The organism is Vibrio sp. 1641, assembly GCF_033339995.1.
Lineage (GTDB): Bacteria > Pseudomonadota > Gammaproteobacteria > Enterobacterales > Vibrionaceae > Vibrio > Vibrio alginolyticus.
The window spans coordinates 726144-748514 of sequence record NZ_JAWOVP010000002.1 but is presented as its reverse complement, the minus strand read 5'-3'; the positions used below and the strand labels follow the sequence as shown (position 1 = coordinate 748514).

Genomic DNA, 22371 nt, shown 5'->3' with positions numbered 1-22371 from the left:
TAAGTTTCCTCATTTTTACCAAAAAGTGCAAACATCACACTATAAATTATTGAATATCGATACCAATTTCTCGCGAAAGTTCGGCCAGTTGTTCCTCGCTATCCAGCTTGATAGACCATTTGCACTCTGCTCCATGAGATAAAACAACGTTCGCTCCTCTACCCAGCAACTGAATTGCATCGGTTTGCGCTTGCAAGGTTACCATTGCGCTGCCGGAGATCTTAATCACTATTTCACGCTGGGTTGCAATGATTTTTCCTAATGAAAACTCAATCACCATCTTAGTTTATACCGACTTTGTTTTATGTTGTTTCACAGCGATGGTCAAGCGACTGGTACACACTAAACGGCCTCGCTCATCAGTGATATCGATTTGCCACACTTGCGTTGAAATACCCAGATGAAGCGGTTTTGCCGTACCAATCACATGACCACTTCGCATGGCTCGCACATGGTTCGCGTTAATATCTAAACCGACGCAGTAGCTGCCCTCATCGACAGAGAAGTTTGCAGCCAATGAGCCTAATGTTTCTGCGAGCACGACTGATGCACCACCGTGAAGCATTCCTAAAGGTTGATGAGTAAAGCTGCATACGGGCATGGTTGCTGTAAGGGAGTCGTCAGTGAAATCTGTATATTTAATTTGTAGGTGCTCGATCAGGGTATTTTTTGACGTGGCATTCAGAATCTCTATGCTTACGGGCTTTTTCCATATACTCATTGCTTTACTCTTAGTTTCACAAACTGGTTTGTTAGGTTGTAACGATATGCTAGGAAGCTAGCATAGACGCTACTTGGGCATAACTTCAAGACGTAACATCTCACCTTCTTTATTAATCAGATGAATAACTTGATCCATGCATCATGTTACTATTTGGGTATATACTATTGCTTCAAAACAAAAAATTAAATGGAGCCTGTTATGAAGGTATGGATGAAAGCCTCTGCTCTTTTAACTATCGTGGGTTTAACAGCGTGTAGCGCATCACCGACGGGTCGCAACCAGATCCTGATGTTTTCAGATCAGGAAATGTCATCGCTTGGCGCTAAATCTTTCGAACAAATGAAGAAAGATATCCCAATCAGCAAAGATCGCAAAACGAATGCCTACGTTCAATGCGTTGCCAAACACATCACTGACACCATTCCCGCTCAATCTGGATTTAAAGACTGGGAAGTCGTTGTTTTTGATAGTGAACAAGTCAATGCGTTTGCTCTACCAGGTGGGAAGATCGGCGTGTATACCGGGCTTTTAGATGTCGCGAAAAACCAAGATCAGTTGGCAACAGTCATTGGTCACGAAGTCGCTCACGTCCTCGCTGACCACAGTAATGAACGTCTCTCACAAAGTCAGTTAGCAAATGCCGGGTTGTCTCTAGCAAACGTTGCCATTGGCGCTTCCGAGTACAAACAGTATCAACAAATGACGATGGCGGCACTTGGTGTCGGTGTTCAATACGGTGTTATCTTGCCATACGGTCGTACTCAGGAATCCGAGGCTGATATTGTCGGGCTGGAATTCATGGCAAAAGCAGGTTTCGACCCACGTCAAAGTGTCGATTTATGGAAAAATATGAGTGCTGCATCAGGTGGTTCTCAACCACCTGAATTCTTCTCAACCCACCCATCGCACAGTACGCGCATTAAAGATTTACAAGCAACCATAAATAAGCTGCCTGCGTATAACGCGAAAGCACCAAGATGTGGCTAATTCATTGCTACTATCGTCTACTACTTAAGCTTGCCAAATAAAAAAGCTCCCTAGGGAGCTTTTTAATGATTCTAATCAAGTGCCCAATATCTGTAGCGGCAAACTTAACAAACTATCTCCGAGAGTGGCAAAATACCAGATGATAGAAACAAAACCTCCGACAGAGACCAAGTACCAAGCAAGTGAAAATAGTTGCCCATAACGGGTTAATGGCAATAAATGGCTTTGATGTCGAGCTCTCCATTCCATCACCACTTCCAACATTCCCATTAACAATAAAAACCCTAGCAACGTCAGACCGAAATAGTAACTGATAAAAATGCCTAATAAAGCGGTCGCAATACTGCCAACTAACCCGACCCAAGTATTCATTGAGAAGGTAATACTTTTGAGCACATGGCCACCATCTAATGGTAAAATAGGCAGCAGATTAAATAGGTTTAGCAAGGCGTTAAACACAGCAAGCCCAGCGAAGATCACCTCACCAGTCATCCAATAAAGCAAAGTAAAAACAATACTAAGTACTAAACCGAAAAATGGTCCCATGATTGAGATAACCACATCCTGCCAGCGCGTGTTTATCTTTTCGTCACTTAGCGCCAAACCACCTAGGAATGGAATCAAATAGATCCCTTTGGTCTTCATTCCAAAATACTTCATCGCTCTAATGTGACCATATTCATGAAAAACCAAACAAGCGATCAACGCTAGCGCGAACTCGATGGAAAATAGCCAAGAATATGCAGCGAGACTTGCAGACGCTAACGCCACTTTAATAACTTTCGCACTTTTAAGTGCTTTCATCCCAAGAGATACGAGGCCTATTACACTTAAACGCTTTTCGGATGGTGGCGTAACTTCTGGCACTTGGCGCTCGATGTCTTTTTCATTTCGACAACCTTCATTGATGAGCTCACCGTTAATTGTGACCTTGTAACTCAATTCAAACGGTTGCCATGTTAAAGAACACTCTAAATGACAGTTCAGGATTTCCTCACCCGCAGAGAGCCTAAACTGATGTAGACAAGTCTCTGCGGTATTGTCACTGGCATCGATTTGAGACACCAACGTATTATCCCAATATAACTGCTGCCACCCAGCCATCGATCCTTCGAGCCTTAGCGAACGACCTAAAAATTCAACATTCAGTAATTCCAATGCGGTTCCTATTGCGTCTATTGAATAACTACATAGCGAGCGCGAATTATGCCTGTGAAGTGAAGAAACAGCAAAGCGAGCTATCTCTTGATTTGATCGTCATTTAACTATAAAGCTCGCAAAACAATTCTGGTCGTACCATTCTCTTCAAAAATATAACGATAATACATGCCCTTACAAGCCATCGTTTGACCTATGCATCATATTTAAAACGCAAAATACGCTCAAACTTTGACAAGTTATTAAACATACAATTAACATTACATTTACATCACCGTTGTATTTCGCGTATTAACAATTGGTGTAAGTACCACACAACAATTACAAGGACTTCGGTCCAGCATTATGACACCCTAGGAGGGTCAAGGATGAACAAGAAGCACTGCTCTCTGCTTACAATTTCAATATTGTTTGCGTGTAATGCCCACTCAGCGGGCTTCCAGGTAGCTGAACATTCGGCATCTGGTCTTGGTCGAGCATTTTCAGGTGAAGGGGCTGTCGCAGATAATGCCAGCGTCCTTGCTCGTAACCCTGCAGCAATGACACTTTTCAAAGAAGCTCAATTTTCGGGCGCGTTATCTATCATCGACCCTGAAGTCGATGTGTACGACACTGTAAACAATGAACACGCGAAAGATGTCGCTCCTTTACAGATCGTGCCAGCAGGTTATTACATCAGCCCTATCAATGATAGCTGGGCTTGGGGTATCGGTATGTTCACAACATATGGTGTTGCCACTGACTATCCAAATGATATTTCCGCAGGTGATATGGCGGGTGACACTTCCCTACTTTCAGTAAACATCAACCCTAATGTCGCTTACCGTATCAACGAGTCTTTCAGTGTCGGTGGTGGTATCAACCTAGTTTACGCTGAAGCAGAGCTGACTCGCCACAAAGGCGCACTCGCCCGTATTTTAGGTGGTAATAAGTCCGATAACCTTGTCGGCATGGAAGGCGAAACTTTTGCTTGGGGTTGGAATATTGGCGCTTTGTACGAGCTAAATGAAAACAACCGTTTTGGCTTTGGTTACCGTTCTAAAGTTGATCTAGATTTTGACGACGGTGAGTTTAGTAGTTACGACTCAGGCCGAGCTCCATCACCAAAAGTGGATGGCCGTTTAAAAATCTCTCTCCCTTCAATTATCGAATTATCGGCTTTCCATCAACTGAATGAACAATGGGCAGTACATTACGGCTGGCAACAGACCGATTGGAGCACATTTAAAGAACTGAAAGCGACGAGTCCTCAATGTAATGATGGAACTGCTGGTCAATGTTTCTACAAACCAGAGAAATACGAAGACAACAACCGTTATTCTATTGGTGCAACTTACACCCTCAATGCGGATTGGACATTCCGTGCAGGCTTTGCGTACGACGAACAAGCAGGTGAAGCGACATTGAGTATCCCTGACAGTGACCGTTTTTGGTACAGCGCGGGCCTTACTTACGCAATGAGTGAGAATTTAACTTTCGATGCAGGCTTTGCACTTGTTAAGAGTAAATCAGGCTCTTTCACTGAGACAAATGCTCTGGGTGAAGAGATTAAGTTTGACTCAGAAGGTACTGCTTACATCAGCGCGGTACAGATGAACTACACCTTCAAATAATGGGATTACGGAGTAAACCAATGAAACACACGTTTAAATTATCAATGCTTTGTTCTGCAATCCTTCTTGCTGGTTGTGGTGATGATACCTCCAGCTCTGGTACTTCCGACAAAGTTCAATTTGAAGATGAAGTCCAAGCATTGCTTGATCGCGAAACATCCATCAGTTTTACGCTTCAAGGAGCGAACGCAGATGTACCGGCACCGTCTTACTTATTAATGGACACAAGCGATGGTACGCTTGGTCTGCCAACTGATGGCGATGATGCTTTAACCAACCCTAGAGCCTCAATGAACACGATGGATGGATGGTCAACGTCTATGCCAATCGTTCTTAACTTCAACGGCGACGGTTTTGCAACGGGCATGCTGTCGTCTGGTGTTAAAGTCATCAAGATTAACCAACGCTTAACCGAGTGGGACGGTAAATCTAACCCAATCGAAGAGGTACTCGTTCAGAATCAGGACTACGTAGTTCAAGCAAAAGGTAACTCTCTATACATCCAGTTCTTGGCTTCACTTGATGAGTCAAGCGAGTACATTTTTGCGGTTACACAAGATGTTACTGACGTGAATGGTGAGCCAATCGGTACATCAGCCAGTTACGCGACAGGTAAATCGAAAGAAATCGTTTATGAAACTGGTGCTCTTGCTTCTGTTCAAGCGGTGACACAAGCGGTTGAAGGCATTTTTGGTTTAGCTCAAGTTGACCCTAACGACATCGTTTACTCCTCATGGTTCAGTACCCAGTCTGTAGGTGATACGTTAGCGGCAGTCAAAGGAGTAACCGCTACTGGTTTTTCTACCGGCGCAAACACACTAAATACCGTTTACAAAAATGACTCAAACGAAGGTTCAGTTGACTTATCAACGGCCTACACAATAACGCTCGGTGAAACCCAAGACTTTAGCACTGCGCTAGACTCTGACGATGACTTTAGTAAATACATTAGCGATCTAGACGCAGCTAAAACGGCAATTAAAGGCCTTTACATGCAATCAGGTGCCGATGTAAGCGTGACACAAGGTGTGGTAAGACTGCCTCATTATCTGGAAAAAGGCACAAGCTGGAACATGCAACCAATGGTATCTGCGATGCCAAGCCTAGCTAAGCTAAGCGCAGCATTAGCGGATCCGAACGAGCAAGCAAACATGGTTCAGCAGCTATCAACAGGCGTTTTTGCAAATGATCCTGTTGATGTGACAAAGCTTGCTACAGATCCTACAGAGCAGCTAAAACTTGTTGGAGCTAAGCTTACTCTTACCGATGGTACCCAGCTTGATAGTGAGCGTATTATTACTCGCTACTCGCCTGTTCCCGTAGTGAAATCGGTTGAAGATGTCGAAGTACTGGTCTTCACACCTAAATCTGGCGTCGCGACAGACGTTGTGATTTATCAACACGGCATCACCTCAGCGAAAGAGAATGCGTACGCGTTCGCGTTCAATATGGTAAAAGCAGGTGTGGCAGTTATCGCTATTGACTTACCTATTCATGGTACGCGCAGCTTAGATGAACAACGTTCCGCAAATGCGAATGTACTGGCTTATCTAAATCTTTCCAACTTAGCCGTTGCGCGTGACAACCTACGTCAGAGTGTTCTGGATGTGTTAGGCTTGCGCGCTAGCTTGGTAGTATCTGCTCAAGGCGGTCTTTTAGCTGGAGGTCCTCTGCAAGGCTTCAACCCAATGACGGGTTCAAAAGTCAAAATGCTAGGTCATTCACTTGGCGGTATTGTCGCTACATCTGCCGTCGCAGCAGCAAACAATACATTGGGCAGCCCTACTGCGGATGCACTGTACACCTTTAGTTCTGCATCAGTACAGAACTCTGGTGGACAAATTGGTAATTTGTTACTGGGTTCAGACAATTACGGCCCTCAGATCAAACATAACCTCGCTTATGCAGCATCTAAAGACTATGCGAGTTACGCTGATGCATCATGTGCGGATCTAGAAGATAAAACATGTTACGAAGCATTTGAGGCTGCGGCAACGGAAGCTCAAGTAGCAGCGCTAGAAGCAGGTTTTTCACAATTTATCTATGCAGCACAGACTACACTAGACACTGTCGATCCGTTCACAAACGCTTCAGATTTAGTGGCATCTGGTTCGCTAACGACACCATTCTTTATGACAGAAGTGGATGGCGATAGCACAGTACCAAACAGCGTTCCAAATGCACCATTCGCGGGTACTGAACCGCTCGCTAATAAGCTAGGGTTGAAGACTGTGAACAGTACGGACACTACTGTGAATGCAACTGCGAGCTTTGTACAGTTTAATGCTACTGCATCGCACAGTACTTTTGCTTCGCCAAATGGCACTTTGTCTGATATTGATCATCATGTAGAGATGCAGATGGAAAACACTGACTTCTTAATGGATGACGCATTAACAGGTGTCACTAACACTTCTGTTTTGAAGTAATCGCAACATCCTTCCTACCAAAGCCCAGTTTCTACTGGGCTTTTTCATTTCAATTCTATTCAAACCCACTCATATTTCCTCTGCTATAGTTAAATCGATGTCTTTGCCTAACTCACTTGTTTAAAAGGAAAACTCTATGCGCGTATTGACTGTTATTGCCACTGTATTACTTCTTTCTGCATGCGGAAGTAGCCAATATCTGATGTCGACAAATGAAGGGAAAATTATTACCTCTTACGGTAAACCAGACCTGAACGAGGAAACGGGTATGTACGAATATGAAGACATGGATGGTAAAGAAATGAGTATTTCAAAAGAGCAAATTGTCCAGATTGTCGAACGTTAACGACAGGCCCTCTGTAAATTAGAGGGCTATGTTCTAGCCACCCTCTCTCTACATTTACCTCTTTTAGGCTTGTAATCGTTGTAGAAATTGACACAACTAATTCATAAGCCAAAACAATTAATAGTGTCTTTTATACTTCCGTATTATTTATTTAGCGAATATTTTACATCTTCACCTTAATCAGGTTGGAGTATTGTAAAATCTAGTCTTTAATTCGCTAACACCCTTTTATTTCTCAGGATAAAGTGGATAATACCGCCACAAAATAACATTACTAAGGTGAGTCCTTATGTCTATTGAAGCTACTCTGCTTGCGCGCTGCGAGTCAAAATGTGAACTGTGTTCTTCTGAATCTCAACTAACTGCATACGCTGTCCCACCTCACGGTAATGTGACGGTTGATACTGCCATCATGGTTTGTGATAAGTGTCTGGGTGAGATCGATGAGCCAAAAGACATTAACCACTGGCGTTGTCTAAACGAAAGCATGTGGAGCCAGGTTCCTGCTGTACAAGTGACTGCATGGCGCCAACTCACTCGCCTAAACACAGAAAGCTGGGCTCAAGATGCTCTTGACATGATGTACATGGAAGAAGAGCAAATGAACTGGGCAATGAAAGGGATGTCTGCTGACGATAAAACGGTTGACTGTAACGGCACTGAACTTAAGAAAGGTGACGATGTAACAGTAATTAAAGACCTACCAGTAAAAGGCACTAACCAAGTAATCAAACAAGGTACAGTGATTCGTGGTATTAGCCTTGGCGATGATCCAAAGCTAGTTTCGGGTAAGGCAAATGGTGGTCAGTCGATGTACGTGATCGCAGAATACTGCCGCAAGAAGTAATATCGCACTTCAGTCATGTCAAAACGGGGCACTAATGGTGCCCCGTTTTTCTATACAACACTTAATCTACTATCATGTCTACCTCCTCTAGAGTGTTTCTTTTCTAGGGCGTAGGTTGAGTAGGCATGTTTTACAAATAAAAAAAATACCGGCTCATAGGCCGGTATTTCTTACACTATTTCAATATTAACGGTACATACCGATGTCTTTTTGAATATGTGCTGACAAGTCTTCTGCGTAGTAACTGCGTGGCGCAGTGTTATCTACAAATAGAATGTCCAGTAAGTGAGCAATCAGTCCTTTGAAGTTAACCGCGTAGGTTTTCTTATCCATAGAGGTTGGTAAAGCTACATTTGTCATTTGCATTGCTTGTGCCATGATTGCCTCTCTTTAAAAGCAGTAGTCTGTTTAGTTGGTTGTATATTAGTCAGTTTCTTATTGTTTAAGAAATGACAAATTTTACCCATTCAAATTAGAATTTCTAATAAAACAAACTCATTACAAAACTCAAAAATACAAATGAATAATAACGGCATAAATAATCACAATTGCTGTAATTACATTGAATAACTGAACATTACCTGCATAATCGCCCCTTAATCAACAACATATATTTAACAATATTTTTCGTTATTTCTTTTGATTTTAGTGCTTACTTTATATTTTTTGATTAGTAATATTAACGCTAGTTTGACGCTTCGCTTTATTTTTTAGGAGTGATGCCACCACTGCCGATGTCATCACAACAACTAAAAATGTGAGAGACCATGTTGTCGGAATCTCATATTCTGTTCCAACCAATAGCATTTTTACCCCGATAAACATCATGATTACTGATAATGCTGGTTTTAAGTACACAAACTTGTCTAACATTGCTTGAAGAACAAAGTACAGCGATCGCAAACCCAATAATGCAAATACGTTCGCGGCTAAGACTAAAAATGGCTCTCGCGTTACCGCGAATATAGCTGGTATAGAATCCAACGCAAACATAACGTCCATTACTGCAATGACACCGACAACGATCAGCATCGGTGTTGCCACCCACTTACCAGTTTGCTTTAAGATTAAGTAATTTCCTTGGTAGTCATCTGTAACTGGCAATACCTTTCGAATCAACTGCTCAGGATATGGATTAACCTCTTCTGCTTCGCCTTTGTCGCGAGCTAACTTAACACCCGTCCAAATAAGGAAAGCAGCAAATAAGTACAATACCCAGTGATACTGTGCAAGTAACTGAGCACCAACCGCAATCATGACAGCGCGTAAAACTAGCGCACCTATCACCCCCCAAAGCAATGCTCTCGGACGCAAGTGCTCCGGCACACTGTATTGTGCAAAGATGATGGCAAACACAAACAAGTTATCCACGCTTAGCGACTTCTCTAGTAAGTAACCAGTTAAGAATGAAATCGTTGCTTTGTCGTTCGTATAAGCGCTATGTGGCGCGTAAAAGTCCCAGAATAAATAAATAGAACCTGCAAAAACAAAGGCAAGCAAGAACCAAAAAACACTCCAAACGATGGCTTTTTTCATCGTGATAATGCCACCACGTGTTTGATAGATATCAAGCGTAACAAGAACAAGGGTAAATAAACCAAAAGCACCATACATCGCTAATGATTCTTGAAGAGGCACCGATTGGCTCAATTGGGTGGTATTTTCGATAAGAGACATATTTCCTCCCATGGCGGAAGGACTTCGTTTGGTGACCTTCCGCAGACAATAACAACCAACAGCCACATAACGATTATGTGCTGCTAGTCAATGAATGCGTTGGTCTCGTTGAAGTGTTGACGTGAATGAACCACGTAACACCTTTACTTACCGGATAAGCTGATGCTTAACGAGATGACGATAAGTAAACTTGCGCTAACTACTCCCCAAACGCCGACATAATAACGCCGAGCGTCAGGCTTTCCAACAAAAAAGCCTTGTCTTATCGAAATAAAATTCTTATCAAAAATCAGGAAGCACTATAAAAAGAAAGAAATGGATTCAACCACCTGAACTTTAGTAAACAGACAAAAAGCAGCAAATGGCTCAAGACAAACTCTTCATTGGTTAGAGCCCTAACGGGGAAGATAGATACAAAAAAGGAGCATTACTGCTCCCTTTTGTAACATCCACATTCTTAGCAATTCAAAAGCCGCTTAGAGGCACAAAGTAGACCAGTGTTGACCAAATTGCGATCCAGGCAACCACGACTGCCGTATCTGCCCAATCTTTATTCCACATACTGCCATCCTCATCAACCCATGTAGTAAGTGGAGAGCAGCAAAATCAATACCAGTATCTATTATCGACGTCGCTTTGTGTAAAGTTTGTGACTTTGATTCAAACAGTTTGGCTCATCGGTCAGGAGTTCAATAAAACAATCAGCCATGGACAAACTGGTCACACGCCCTTCTCCTTTCATCTCCTGCAATGCATCATACCCCTCTTTCCCTTTCATCGTATAGGCAGAAGAAGTCCCTCGATACCAAACATCATCTTGAACACCTACCCATTGTTTGCCATCAAAAATCACTAATGATTGAACTCTTTCACCTTTTGGGGCATCTGCGTGGTACTCGAAGTTTAAATTGTAAGTGTACGGATAACTGCCAGATCCAGTGCCTTCTACGCCATTGTTGAGTGCATTATTTATCGCGCCTTCAAGTGCACGGCGAATAGCGCTGCCTTTTACATCGTAAAAGCCGATAGGAACGGCAAAAGGCAACAGTCGTCCGGCAATGTCTGCCACTGTGATGTTGCCAGGGTTCAAAGAGGTTCGCACGCCACCCGCATTATGAATTGCAAATTGAACGTCATATCCACGTTTGTTTAAACAGTGCAGAAATGAGCGGGCAACGGAGGAAGCCAACTCACTCTCACCAAATTCATCGGGAATTCTCACATGACGCTTTTTGGTGTCAACACTAGCAATGACTTGTGACTGTAACTGCCTAACCTGAGGAATATATTTATCGCTCAGGATAGCTTGAGTTTCCGGGTGTTTCTTACAAACCACGACATTCGGTTGACCATGGATGAAGTCGCACGCGGTTTCGAATACACCTTGGTCGAGCTGTTGGTTTAGCGTCGAGTCCCAAAAAATACGTCGGCCAAGCAACAGTTCATTTTGTCCACTCAACATCGTTGCTTTACCGTGTTCATCAAACTCAATGACGCAGTGCCCCATTGTCAAAGCATGGAAACCCGCTTGCACCACATAGGTATCATTAACTTTGATACCGTAGGGATCGTCTTGTCCTAACCCTATTGATGAAAAATCACCTTGCAACCGGTGGCTGTGTCCACCAACAATTATACCAATACCTGCGACTTGCTCAGCTAACTCTAAATCACCTTCATAACCTAAGTGGCTCAGAAGAATAATATTTTTTATACCTGATGAATGGATTTGTTTTACGGTCGCCTTGGCGGTTTCAATTGCTGAGTGAAAAGGCGTGTCTGCATCAGGGTTTGCGATGTCGCTCATTTTATCTATGGATAATCCGAAAATCGCGACCCGCTCACCATGGAATTCTTTAACAATGTATTGTGCGCTCTGTGTATCCGGTTGGTAACTATATACATCCTTGCAATCACTGATACGGTGAGGTTTTTTAAGTGATTCATTGGATAAATCCCAGTTGCCAGCAAGCAATGGGAACTGAGTACGTTGGCAAAACAACGCAACTGGCTCATTCCCCATATCTAATTCATGATTGCCTAACGCCATTGCATCAATCTTTAATGCGTTCAATAAGTCGGCATTGGCTTTGCCTTTAAATAGTGAGAAATACAGCGTGCCTTGGAAGCAATCTCCGGCATGGAGGAACAACATCCCGTGACCTTGGCGCTGAGCATCATCTCTTAACTGCTCGACTCGGGTTGCGATACGAGAAAAGCCGCCAGCACTGACATAAGGCTCTAGCGTGAGTTCATTGTTTATCTTAAGCTTTAACTGTAATGACGTTGGTTCAAAGTAGGAATGTGTGTCATTGATGTGTGCCAGTTTGATTCTCACTGGCTTATGATTGTTATTCATCTTCATCTTCTCTTTTTTCATTCCTTATAATAATAAGAAGTGAATCATGACAGAATCATGAATTTTATGAAACTGCGATTTAGGATTTCATGTTTAAGTGATCACGATGCTGTCCCCCGGCTTTGAAAGCAAGCCTCGCTTGTAACGGTCTCTATTCAGTAAGAGGCTCTCGTAATTTTGTGAACTGAGCTTAACTCAAAAATTTCGAATTCATATATGCTTAGGAGTAGCAAAATAACTCTCGATAATTCAAATAATTACAAGGAGGATTGAGATGAGACTAGAACGCATCGAAATCTCCGGGTTTAGAGGCATCAAACGCCTTTCACTCTCTTTTGACGAACTCACCACGCTTATCGGTGAAAACACGTGGGGCAAATCATCATTACTCGATGCCCTTTCCATCGCATTACCTGCCAATGGCTCATTGTATCAATTCAAACTGAAAGATTTTCACGTTGACTACTCAATTTCTCATCCACAAACACAACACTTACAGATCATTGTTTGTTTTAAAGCACAGGATAAAAACGAAGTAAAAGCGGGACGCTACAGACGCATAAAGCCTACATGGTGCACCAACGAAGATGGTGAGCAAGTCATTTACTATCGTATTAGTGCGTCTCGCGATGAGCACGGCATTAATACAGAGTACGCGTTTTTGGATCATAACGGCAAACCCAAAAAACTTCACCACTCAGAGAAACTCGCTATTGAGTTAATGACACTTCATCCTGTAATCCGACTACGTGACTCCCGACGCTTCCCAGATTTAAACCATGTCAACGGCGATGGTAAAAATGCTCGGATTGAAAAACGAATCAACAACACCTGTCGACGCTTATTGGCTATGCCTGGCCATGTGAATAAAGGTGAGATTCGTAGTAGCCTCGACTCAATGCAAACGCTTGTTGAACACTATTTTGCGTTCAGAAGTGTCAGTAAAGGTAACCCACGCAAACCTCGTGATGGTCTTTTCTATACAAGCCCTTCCTCTGATAAAGGTTTGAGTCAGTTCTTGAAAGAAACCAATGACAAACAAAGCCGTTTGCTTTTAATGGGGTTACTCAATGCCTATCTTCAAGCTAAGGGTCCCACCGATTTAAGGCGCTGTGCGAGACCAATACTGATCATTGAAGATCCAGAAGGTCGACTGCATCCAACTCATCTAGCGAGAGCGTGGTCCTTATTGCAATTGTTGCCAATGCAAAAGATATTAACCACCAACAGTGGCACGTTACTCGGTTCTGTTCCACTGTATTCAATTCGACGTTTAATTCGGCTATCAGACAGAACCATCGCTAAGAGTTTAAACTCAACAAAGTTTGGTCGAGATGAGTTGCGCCGAATTGGTTTCCATATTCGTTTTCATCGTTCAGGAGCATTATTTGCGCGGTGCTGGTTACTTGTTGAGGGCGAAACCGAAGTTTGGCTTTTTCATGAACTGGCTCGTCAATGCGGGTATGACTTGGCTGCCGAAGGGGTTCAAATCGTTGAGTTTGCTCAATCAGGTCTAAAATCACTCATCAAAGTAGCAAAAGAGTTTGGTATTGATTGGCATGTCGTTACCGATGGCGACCCAGCAGGGAAAAAGTACGCGCATGCAGTGCGAGCACAGCTCGACCATGATCAGGAAAGGCATCGACTTACGGAGTTACCCGACCGAGACATCGAGCACTTTCTGTACAACAATGGTTTTGAACTTTTCTTTAAGGACATCATCAAAGTTCCTCATGACCACCCTATCCCTGCTAAAAAAGTCGTAAATCGTGTTTTGAAAAAACATGCAAAACCGGACTTAGCTTTGGCTATTGTTTCTCATTGTGAAGAGAAAGGCATGGAGTGTATTCCTGTTCTTCTGCGCTGGACACTTAAACGCGTTGTTACCATGGCCAACGGCAATACATGAGTTAGACGTATTTTACACTCAGCGTATTGTCTTGTAATACAAAAAAAGCACACCAATTTGGTGTGCTTGTATCAAACATCATTAATTTTGATTAAGGGTATTGAGAGGGATAAAACTCAATACACAGTGGATACCAATAAGATCGGGGGTTCACTACTGTGCTTGCTCAGCAAGCGAAGAAGAAGTAGCGGTTGATTTCGTATGCAACCATAGCCCTGTCGCTTTCATTAGATAGCCAAACACACCACCTAGCAACAACGATGGAATGACAAGTTGCCAGTTTCCGTCAGCCGCAAATGTTGCGCATGAACCAATAAAAGTACCAGGGATGTACGCGAGCCAAGCCTGTTTAGCTTGAATACACATGAAGAATGCCACAATAGCGGTAATCACATAGCCAATAATTTCCAACCCCACGTAAGTGGAACCGTGAATAATTACCATTGCCCAGAATACGCCTGTCATATTGGTGATTAAGCTGATGCCTAGTCCTTTCAATCCGCTCGTTGGCGCTGCAAAGTAGCTCGTGCAACCTAAAAAACCAGCCCAAGAAAGCAAACCTAAAGAGATGGCGATCCAACCCCATACGCCAGATAAAATTCCAGTAGTGATAGAAATAGCTAAAAGTGTCGTCATGGTAGTCATACCTGCTCGGCTATTATCGTACCTATATGGTTCAATAACTGCCTTCATACATTGAAATCAAGGACACATGTTAGATACATCAGCTCAGCTTATCGGTGATACCGATCACAATAAGATATTATTATTTTCACAATTTACATTAAAAGTTTGACGCAACCGATAAATCAACAGATTTGGGGAATAAACCCAACTCATCTCGTAGGCATGTTTAATCAACCTTTAAAGAACTGAAGGCTTCCCTTTCATCATTCGCAGCCCCTCTCTTTTAATGCAGTCGACTAATGGGTTTTCTGCCATATCTGAGCGCCATATAAATGAAAGCGTCCTTTCCATTTTTAACTCAGGTACATTTAATGCCACAAGATGACCTGCTTCTATATATCGCTCTACATCTAAATACGGTAAGCAAGTAAGGTACTGACCATTAGCAACTAAACTACGTAACACCGGAACGTGTTCATACTCGCGCCACACATCCAAATCTTCAATAAGGTGGTGAATGGAACTATCAAATGTTTTTCGTGTGCCAGAGCCATGCTCTCTTAGTACCCACTTCGCTTGCTCTAACTGCGCAAGGCTAACAGACTGATTACGCGCAAAAGGATGATGAGAAGCTGCGACAACAGTAAGATGATCACGACACCATACTTCTTGGTGTAAACGGTTATCATCACAGCGCCCTTCAATAATCCCTAAGTCATACTTGTAATCTAATACCCCATCAATCACCCCTTTTGTACTTTGTACACCGAGGGAAATACGCATTTCTGGAAAGTCATTATCAATGATACTGATAAGGTCGGGAACTAAGTGCTCTGCTGGGGTTTGACTAGCTCCCATACGAATCTCACCGCTCAATAAATGTTGCTCATAGAAGCCCATTTCAATCTGCAATGCATCTTGTAGCAAGCGTTTTGCTTTTGGTCGTAACCACATCCCCCAATGGGTTAACGCCATTTGCTTGCCTTGCCTCTCAAACAACGGCCTGCCAAGCATCTTCTCTAATTGCGCAAGCGACATACTCGTCGCTGATTGTGTTAAAGCCAATTTTTCTGCGGCTTGGCTTACACTGCCGGTATCTGCAACTGCGTCGAAAACCGCTAATTGCTTAAGTGAGTAGCGCAAAGTGTCCTCCATTATTAGTGGGTATTTCCCAATCCCCACAATTGTTAAAGCATGCCCCAATAAGCAATAGAGTTCATTTTACCTAGCCCCGTAAAGTTATCAATTAATTTGATGAGGTTTCTAAATATTATCAATTTTACCTTACTAACCGTTCTCCCTATTCTGAGTACGCGGTTCGGGAACACCGCAAGCCTCAATGGTTTTGAAACCGAAGTCATTGAGGCTCTTAATAAAAACAACAATTTCATTTTTGAGTTAATAACCAAGGATTTTTTATGCGATTACAAATTAAGGAGTCAATATGGCGGTGACCAGTTCTCAAAATCACCAGTATTTTTCTCCAAAAGAGATGATGGTTGAAGCGGAAAAATTTGCGTTAAGTAAGGCAAACAAAACCAGCAGTATGACATTAAGCCTCGCGATTATGGCCGGCGCGTTCATCGGGTTAGCATTCTTGTTTTACATCACGGTGACCACCGGCAGTACGGGCGCTGGTTGGGGCTTGAGCCGCCTAGCTGGTGGACTCGCATTTAGCATGGGATTGATCCTCATAGTGATCTGCGGTGGTGAATTATTTACCAGCTCCGTCCTATCCAGTATTTCTTGGGCCAATAAGCAAATCTCGTTCGGTAAGATGCTTTCGATCTGGGGCAAAGTTTACGTTGGTAACTTTATTGGTGCGATGTTCCTACTTGCTCTGGTTACTGCTGCTGGTCTTTATCAGATGGATGGCGGTCAATGGGGATTAAATGCGCTTAACATCGCACAACACAAACTTCACCACACTCTCATTCAAGCGTTTGCACTCGGTATTCTCTGTAACCTGTTGGTCTGCCTAGCGATTTGGCTGACATTTAGTTCTGCAAATGCAATGACAAAAGCAGCAATGACAATTTTGCCTGTGGCAATGTTTGTCAGCAGCGGTTTTGAGCACTGTGTTGCGAACATGTTTATGGTTCCACTTGGTATTGTTATCGCGAATTTTGCACCTGAATCTTTTTGGGCATCTGTCGGTGTGCCCGCGTCACAATACACAGACCTAAACATTAGCCACTTTATTACCGCTAACTTAATTCCTGTCACGCTTGGCAACATCGTCGGCGGAGCGGTATTAGTTGGCCTTTCAAACTGGTGTATTTTTCGCCGACCAGAACTAAAAGCAGCGAATATTTCTTCTATCACTACAACTACAACACTGTCGTCAGTTAAGGATTTCACCATGAAAAATGCTTCTTTTGTTAAAGACATTATGAACCAAAAACCAGTCACCATTCGTGCAGAAACGCCAATTGCAGCCGCGCTGGATGTGTTACTTGATAATCACGTAACGAGCGCACCTGTTGTAGACGTACAAAATCGATTAGTTGGCTTCTTCTCTGCTCACGATGTGATGGTAGAACTATGGTGTGAGGACTACATTCCGGTGAAAGACCAAAAAGTCGTAGACATCATGAGCCGAGATGTGGTCGCAATTGACGCTGGTGATCGCCTCGTTGATGTTGTGGAATTCCTATGTATCGATAAAGAGCAGTTGTACCCAGCGAGCAGTATGGGTATTGCCACTCGCTTGACGTCTTTGTCTCTCGAAGAACGCGCTAAAAGTATCAAAGTAAGTAAGCCACAAGTGCTTCCTGTGCTTGAAAATGGGCAGATGGTCGGGGTGGTTACTCGTACTGAAGTATTAAAAGCACTACGCCCGATTTTTGGTGAGCGTTTAAACCTAGTGGAAAAAAGCGAGTTAGAAACAGCGTAATTCGCTAAACATTTACAACGTCTATTGGCTTTCAATCGCTATCACTGACGGGTTTATCGATGTTAGTGATATGATTAAGATAATAAAAAAGCGCTCTTCAAGTGAAGAGCGCTTTTAGTGTATCTAAAAGGAACTAATTACTTCTTAATACCTTCGATATGAAGTTCCATATCGACGTAGCTTGAAGCACCCATTACTGGGATGTCAAAGTCAGCAAGCTCTAGGCGAGTGTTGCCAACAAAGCCAGCGCGCTCGCCGCCCCATGGGTCACTGCCAGCACCAACGAATTCAGCCTCAATAGTAATAGGCTTAGTAACACCGTGTAGCGTTAGATCACCAGTTACATCTAGTTTGCCATTGCCTTTATCAACCACTTTTGTGCTCGTAAAGGTTGCTTCACTGTATTTACCAGCATCGATGAAGTCACCACTACGAATGTGTTTGTCACGTTCAGCATGGTTTGAATCTAGGCTGGTTGTATCAACAACAACATTTACTTTTGAGTCAGCAATGTTGTTTTCATCAAAAGAAAAGTCACCAGAAAATGTATTGAAACGACCTTTGATGAAACTGTAACCCAAGTGGCTAACTTTAAAGTTGATTGAAGCGTGAGCACCTTTGGTATCGATGACATAATCTGCAGCTTGCGCACCAAATGGCAGTGCCATAGCGATAGCTAATCCTGTAGCGAAAAGTGACTTTTTCATTTTGAAGCTCCTAACATTTTTCTTAATGTGTTGTCTTTATCGATAAAGTGGTGTTTTAGTGCAGCAATAGCATGTAAGCCTGCAATCAGGATGACTGCCCAAGCTGCATAGAAGTGAATCTCACCTGCAATATCTGATTGGCCTGGGAATAACTCTCCCGCTCCTGGCACGGTGAACCAATTAAACACTTCGATGCCGCGTCCATCAGACGTTGAAATGAGGTAACCTGAAACAAAGATGGTGATCAATAGTAGGTACATGACACCATGCGCTGCTTTAGCAGCAAGCACTTCGTAACGTTTGCCTTCTACCTTTGGTGACGCCGTCACATGTTTCCATACGATGCGTGCCAAAGTTAAAATAGCGAGTAAAATACCGACAGAGCGATGGTAATGCGGCGCAGTTCGATACCATTCGCTGTAATAGCTAAGGTCGACCATCCACAAACCCACTGCAAATAGACCAATAATGCACAGCGCTGATAACCAATGCATCACGCGTGCAGTAAGGTTGTAATTCTTTACCAGTGTATCCATCTCAAGTTCCTAGATATATTCCTAAGTTAATGCTGAGCAAGAAACACTACATTAACCTATTTACGTCATATGAAACAGATTATTTACCATCATTTACATCCAGCCAATGGTACCGTATCTATCAAGTTGTTCGAATTTTTTGAAGGAACTTTAAATCGTTTGTAAAACTGAAACTTACAGCTTAACTTCTTGTTCTATCTCATACAGCTCTTCGGAAACTTCTAACATTCTGCGTTCAACCAGTAACTTAGCATCTTCAACACCCTTGTTATAATAAATTGGCCCTAGTTTTTCTGTAATAAAATCAATTAGAAACTCACTATCGAACTGGCCAATTTCAACATCTAGCTCGTCTTGCATGTAATCTTGAATGGCGGTGGCCAACGCCTCTTTTTGTGCGCGTTCTAGCTTTATCATTTTTTCCCTTTCAAATTTTTGTTCAACTTCTGCTTCTTTCGTGTTGCTCTATTAAAGATTAGACACGGTCATTTGTGAGAAATTTGGTGTTTAGATCAAGAAGTTGCCGAAGTAAATTAGTCTATTCTCAAAAGACTATGCTAACCTTTTGCAGTTCGTTTTGTAATTATTAAGGGATATTCTTTGCTACTCGACCTAGTTATTCAAAGTGTTAATGATTTTCAAGACGACTGTCTTAAGCTGTGTGAAAAGCATTACCCTGCGGTGCATAACCAAGGCATGAGTGAGCATCATCTTGGTCTCGCTTTTTCAAGAAGGATGGAACATACTTTTCGTCACTTTGGATACAACTGCGTGATAAAGCCAATCGAAGTGTTGGATTCTCCAGACCTTCCCCATCACTATCGAATTTCATCCGACATTGGCACTGTCTGGGTTCTGAGTCACCATATGGTCAGTGCCGGAAAATCTTGCCGGGAAAACTTACTCTCATCAATTACGGAATGGCAGAGTGAATATGGTTATGCCTTACAGCCTAATGACCTACTCTTTTTGGTTTGCGATCATTGGATAAGTCGCAGCAAAACGAGCCGAGAATTGCTTCATTGGTGGATGGGGGAACTACCCGATCAGATCAACGAATACACAGAACAAGGAATCACACTGTACACCAGCGAGTCGCAACTCACGCAATCTTTGGACACTCGATTCGGTATTAGCCCTTGTTACATTAAGTTTGGGCATCCTTTACGGCGTTCGAACAAACAGCAGTTAGTCAGAAAATATTTGCAGTTGTATGCCGTACTGCAATGGTAGCATCAAATTGAAGTGCTGAGATTATCAATTATTTCATCAATTTGTTTGATATCACTCGACAAAACTACCCATCCATTACCATCGTTCTTGCTTGAGTTAATGAGCACACTTAGATTCATTGCCAATGAAATAGAAAAATTAGCGCGATAACGCTGATGTTGAGACATTGATTTAGGTTGTGGTAACAATGATGAACATCTCGCAACTACTTAGTTGCATCCGGAAAGAAGCCGACGGGCAGTATATTGCGAAATACGCGAACTTCACTCTCCGCAGTGTCTTTCAACCCATATATAAGAACGATATTTCCATCGTTGGCCTTGAAGCACTGGTAAGAATTAGCAATGCCAATGGCACCATGGTTAGGCCAGATCAGTTTTTCCAATCCAAAGCGACTCCCACTCAAGATTTGCTCAATGTTGAACGCTTAAGTCGCCTAATCCATATCAAAAATTTCTCTCAGTCTCGCTTTCACACAAAACAATTGTTTCTCAATGTATTACCGGTAGCGGCAGAGATACTAGTCAAAGACATCACTTATAACCGACTGCTAAAACAAACCATTTATGAATCGCATTTGATGAATGAACAAATCGTCATGGAGTTACTTGAATTGAAGGTGGAGGATGAACTCTCTTTGTCTCAAGCTGCTCGGGAGTTAAGTCTTGAAGGATTTAAATTAGCGATTGACGATTATGGCGTCAATGCATCGACAACTGAGCGAGTGAGAAGCGTTTGCCCAGATATAATCAAGATGGATCGCTCTTTATTGCTAAGGTATGAAAACGGTGAATTTAAAGCGCTTAACGATGCATTATCACTCGCAAAAGCGTTATGCTCTAAAACCGTTATCGAAGGAATTGAAACCGAGCATCAACTTCGCTTAATGAAAAAGCTCGGTTTCGATATGTATCAAGGGTACCTACTTGCTATCCCCCAAACGTTAGACGTCTATGAAGAGGCAAAAACAGCCTGATTATGTAAGAACAAAAGTTTGCGCGGTTTAGCGAGAGCTACGTGATTTACCACGATTCTTATGAATCGCCAATTTTGCTTTTAGCTTACGCTTCTCTGATGAACGGCTACGACGGCGCCCACCCCCATTTTGTTCAGGCTCAACTTCTTCTACAAGACTTGGTTCGAAACCTGCCAGCCATTCTTGGGGTAAGCGTTGATCAAGCAGGTTCTCGATAGCTTGCAACAAGTACTCCTCATCTCTACTCATCAGAGAAACCGCCAAACCTGACTTTCCTGCTCTTCCAGTGCGGCCAATTCGATGGACATAATCTTCTGCTTTGAATGGCATATCAAAGTTCACGACTTGTTCTAGCTCTTGAATATCTAACCCTCGTGCTGCCACATCGGTTGCAATCAAAGCACGCACCTTACCTTGTTTAAATTCATCCAAAGCTCTTTGGCGGGCGCCTTGTGATTTATCGCCGTTGATAGAAACCGCTTTGATGCCATCTAACTTGAGCTCTTTCGCTAACTCATCACTACCTTGCTTCGTTTTTGTAAATACAAGCACTTGCTGCCAATTCCGCGAGCCAATTAAGTACGCTAGCAATTCACGTTTCCGTTTTTTATCCACTGGATAAACCATTTGTGTTACCGTTTCAGCAGTCGTATTTGCTGGTGAAACTTCGACTTCAACTGGCGATTCCATGAGTTTATACGCAATAGTTTTGATTCGCTTCTCAAATGTCGCAGAGAACAATAGGATCTGTTTCTCAGCAGGCAAACGTCGGAAGATGCGCTGCAAGTCAGGCCAAAATCCCATATCTAACATACGGTCGGCTTCGTCTAACACGAGCATACCGGTTTTAGAGATGTTTACGTTACCATTAAACAGGTGATCCAAAAGGCGGCCTGGCGTGGCAATCAAAATATCAGCGCCCTCTTCTAACTTTCTCTTTTGTACGCCAATGCTTGTACCACCATAAACACACACAATGCGAAGTTCTGTTTCTGCCGAGTACTGATTCAAATTATCAAATACCTGCTGTGCAAGCTCGCGTGTTGGAACCAAAATCAATGCTTGAGGTGTGCCATTAAGTTTCTTTTGCTGAACGGTTTGTATGATAGGTAAACCAAACGCAGCCGTTTTTCCCGTACCAGTTTGTGCAGCAGCAAGTAAGTTTTTTCCTGCAAGGACGTGTGGAATTGACTTTTCTTGCACTGGTGTTGGCGTCACGATATTTAGATTGCCTAGCGTCTCGATTAGCTTTTGTTCGATGCCTAAATCAGCAAAATTAACAGACATGTGTAACCTCATTATTTTTGGAGCGCAGAGTTTACCAGAGCCCCTAAAGCCATACTACTT

21 protein-coding genes are annotated in these 22371 nt (G+C 42.8%); 9 read left to right on the top strand and 12 right to left on the bottom strand.

Annotated features, from left to right (window positions below):
* Positions 1 to 46 precede the first annotated feature (46 nt).
* Positions 47 to 280, bottom strand: coding sequence for a DUF3389 domain-containing protein (locus tag R7Z47_RS07235; RefSeq protein ID WP_054575175.1), 234 nt, complete (start codon positions 278 to 280; stop codon positions 47 to 49).
* Between the two features lie 6 nt (positions 281 to 286).
* Positions 287 to 721, bottom strand: a complete 435-nt coding sequence (locus tag R7Z47_RS07230; RefSeq protein ID WP_005376340.1) for a hotdog fold thioesterase — start codon at positions 719 to 721, stop codon at positions 287 to 289.
* A 201-nt stretch (positions 722 to 922) separates the two neighbouring features.
* On the opposite strand from R7Z47_RS07230, the gene R7Z47_RS07225 reads away from it, so the two are divergent.
* Positions 923 to 1711: a M48 family metallopeptidase gene (locus R7Z47_RS07225; RefSeq protein WP_258481504.1), complete on the top strand. Its 789-nt coding sequence runs from the start codon at positions 923 to 925 to the stop codon at positions 1709 to 1711.
* Positions 1712 to 1786: 75 nt separating this feature from the next.
* On the opposite strand, the gene R7Z47_RS07220 is transcribed toward R7Z47_RS07225, so the two are convergent.
* Positions 1787 to 2815 (bottom strand): site-2 protease family protein, encoded by a 1029-nt coding sequence (locus R7Z47_RS07220; protein WP_054575173.1) that lies wholly within the window; start codon positions 2813 to 2815, stop codon positions 1787 to 1789.
* 422 nt (positions 2816 to 3237) lie between these two features.
* Here R7Z47_RS07220 and R7Z47_RS07215 point away from each other — a divergent pair, with 422 nt between their 5' ends.
* From R7Z47_RS07215 to R7Z47_RS07200, 4 genes are all read left to right on the top strand, one after another.
* Positions 3238 to 4482, top strand: coding sequence for an outer membrane protein transport protein (locus R7Z47_RS07215; RefSeq protein WP_262606746.1), 1245 nt, complete (start codon positions 3238 to 3240; stop codon positions 4480 to 4482).
* A gap of 20 nt (positions 4483 to 4502) precedes the next feature.
* Positions 4503 to 6911, top strand: coding sequence for a VolA/Pla-1 family phospholipase (locus R7Z47_RS07210; RefSeq protein WP_262606747.1), 2409 nt, complete (start codon positions 4503 to 4505; stop codon positions 6909 to 6911).
* Between the two features lie 136 nt (positions 6912 to 7047).
* Positions 7048 to 7257 carry a YgdI/YgdR family lipoprotein gene (locus R7Z47_RS07205; protein ID WP_017634171.1) on the top strand — a complete coding sequence of 70 codons (210 nt, stop codon included), beginning with the start codon at positions 7048 to 7050 and terminating at the stop codon, positions 7255 to 7257.
* A gap of 289 nt (positions 7258 to 7546) precedes the next feature.
* Positions 7547 to 8104, top strand: a complete 558-nt coding sequence (locus R7Z47_RS07200) for a PhnA domain-containing protein (RefSeq protein ID WP_005376350.1) — start codon at positions 7547 to 7549, stop codon at positions 8102 to 8104.
* A gap of 186 nt (positions 8105 to 8290) precedes the next feature.
* Here R7Z47_RS07200 and R7Z47_RS07195 read toward each other — a convergent pair whose 3' ends face one another.
* From R7Z47_RS07195 to R7Z47_RS07185, 3 genes are all read right to left on the bottom strand, one after another.
* Entirely contained in the window at positions 8291 to 8482 is a 192-nt protein-coding gene (locus R7Z47_RS07195; RefSeq protein ID WP_005376351.1) for a hypothetical protein, read from the bottom strand.
* A gap of 279 nt (positions 8483 to 8761) precedes the next feature.
* Positions 8762 to 9781 carry a TerC/Alx family metal homeostasis membrane protein gene (locus R7Z47_RS07190; protein ID WP_154204355.1) on the bottom strand — a complete coding sequence of 340 codons (1020 nt, stop codon included), beginning with the start codon at positions 9779 to 9781 and terminating at the stop codon, positions 8762 to 8764.
* A gap of 622 nt (positions 9782 to 10403) precedes the next feature.
* The gene (locus tag R7Z47_RS07185; RefSeq protein WP_262606748.1) at positions 10404 to 12146 is read right to left on the bottom strand and encodes a bifunctional metallophosphatase/5'-nucleotidase; all 1743 of its coding nucleotides are present in this window, start codon (positions 12144 to 12146) and stop codon (positions 10404 to 10406) included.
* 268 nt (positions 12147 to 12414) lie between these two features.
* On the opposite strand from R7Z47_RS07185, the gene R7Z47_RS07180 reads away from it, so the two are divergent.
* On the top strand, positions 12415 to 14049 hold the full coding sequence (locus R7Z47_RS07180; protein WP_047103581.1) for an ATP-dependent endonuclease: 1635 nt from the start codon (positions 12415 to 12417) through the stop codon (positions 14047 to 14049).
* A gap of 153 nt (positions 14050 to 14202) precedes the next feature.
* Here R7Z47_RS07180 and R7Z47_RS07175 read toward each other — a convergent pair whose 3' ends face one another.
* Positions 14203 to 14685 (bottom strand): DUF1097 domain-containing protein, encoded by a 483-nt coding sequence (locus R7Z47_RS07175; RefSeq protein ID WP_017634175.1) that lies wholly within the window; start codon positions 14683 to 14685, stop codon positions 14203 to 14205.
* A gap of 228 nt (positions 14686 to 14913) precedes the next feature.
* Entirely contained in the window at positions 14914 to 15819 is a 906-nt protein-coding gene (locus tag R7Z47_RS07170; protein WP_005376369.1) for a LysR substrate-binding domain-containing protein, read from the bottom strand.
* Between the two features lie 301 nt (positions 15820 to 16120).
* Between R7Z47_RS07170 and focA the strand changes: the two genes are divergently transcribed.
* On the top strand, positions 16121 to 17572 hold the full coding sequence (gene focA / locus R7Z47_RS07165) for a formate transporter FocA (RefSeq protein ID WP_262606749.1): 1452 nt from the start codon (positions 16121 to 16123) through the stop codon (positions 17570 to 17572).
* A gap of 137 nt (positions 17573 to 17709) precedes the next feature.
* On the opposite strand, the gene R7Z47_RS07160 is transcribed toward focA, so the two are convergent.
* The 3 genes from R7Z47_RS07160 to R7Z47_RS07150 form a co-directional block, all read right to left on the bottom strand.
* Positions 17710 to 18279: a YceI family protein gene (locus tag R7Z47_RS07160; protein ID WP_017634178.1), complete on the bottom strand. Its 570-nt coding sequence runs from the start codon at positions 18277 to 18279 to the stop codon at positions 17710 to 17712.
* Positions 18276 to 18815: a cytochrome b gene (locus tag R7Z47_RS07155; RefSeq protein ID WP_025767789.1), complete on the bottom strand. Its 540-nt coding sequence runs from the start codon at positions 18813 to 18815 to the stop codon at positions 18276 to 18278. The genes R7Z47_RS07160 and R7Z47_RS07155 overlap by 4 nt, the downstream gene beginning before the upstream one ends.
* A gap of 174 nt (positions 18816 to 18989) precedes the next feature.
* A complete protein-coding gene (locus tag R7Z47_RS07150) occupies positions 18990 to 19232 on the bottom strand; it encodes a DUF2164 domain-containing protein (RefSeq protein ID WP_005390155.1) in 243 nt (80 codons plus the stop codon).
* 183 nt (positions 19233 to 19415) lie between these two features.
* On the opposite strand from R7Z47_RS07150, the gene R7Z47_RS07145 reads away from it, so the two are divergent.
* Complete coding sequence (locus R7Z47_RS07145) at positions 19416 to 20048, top strand: hypothetical protein (RefSeq protein WP_005376385.1); 633 nt, start codon at positions 19416 to 19418, stop codon at positions 20046 to 20048.
* Between the two features lie 187 nt (positions 20049 to 20235).
* Positions 20236 to 21024 (top strand): EAL domain-containing protein, encoded by a 789-nt coding sequence (locus R7Z47_RS07140; protein ID WP_262606750.1) that lies wholly within the window; start codon positions 20236 to 20238, stop codon positions 21022 to 21024.
* Between the two features lie 27 nt (positions 21025 to 21051).
* On the opposite strand, the gene R7Z47_RS07135 is transcribed toward R7Z47_RS07140, so the two are convergent.
* A complete protein-coding gene (locus R7Z47_RS07135; RefSeq protein WP_005376383.1) occupies positions 21052 to 22311 on the bottom strand; it encodes a DEAD/DEAH box helicase in 1260 nt (419 codons plus the stop codon).
* Positions 22312 to 22371: the final 60 nt, after the last annotated feature.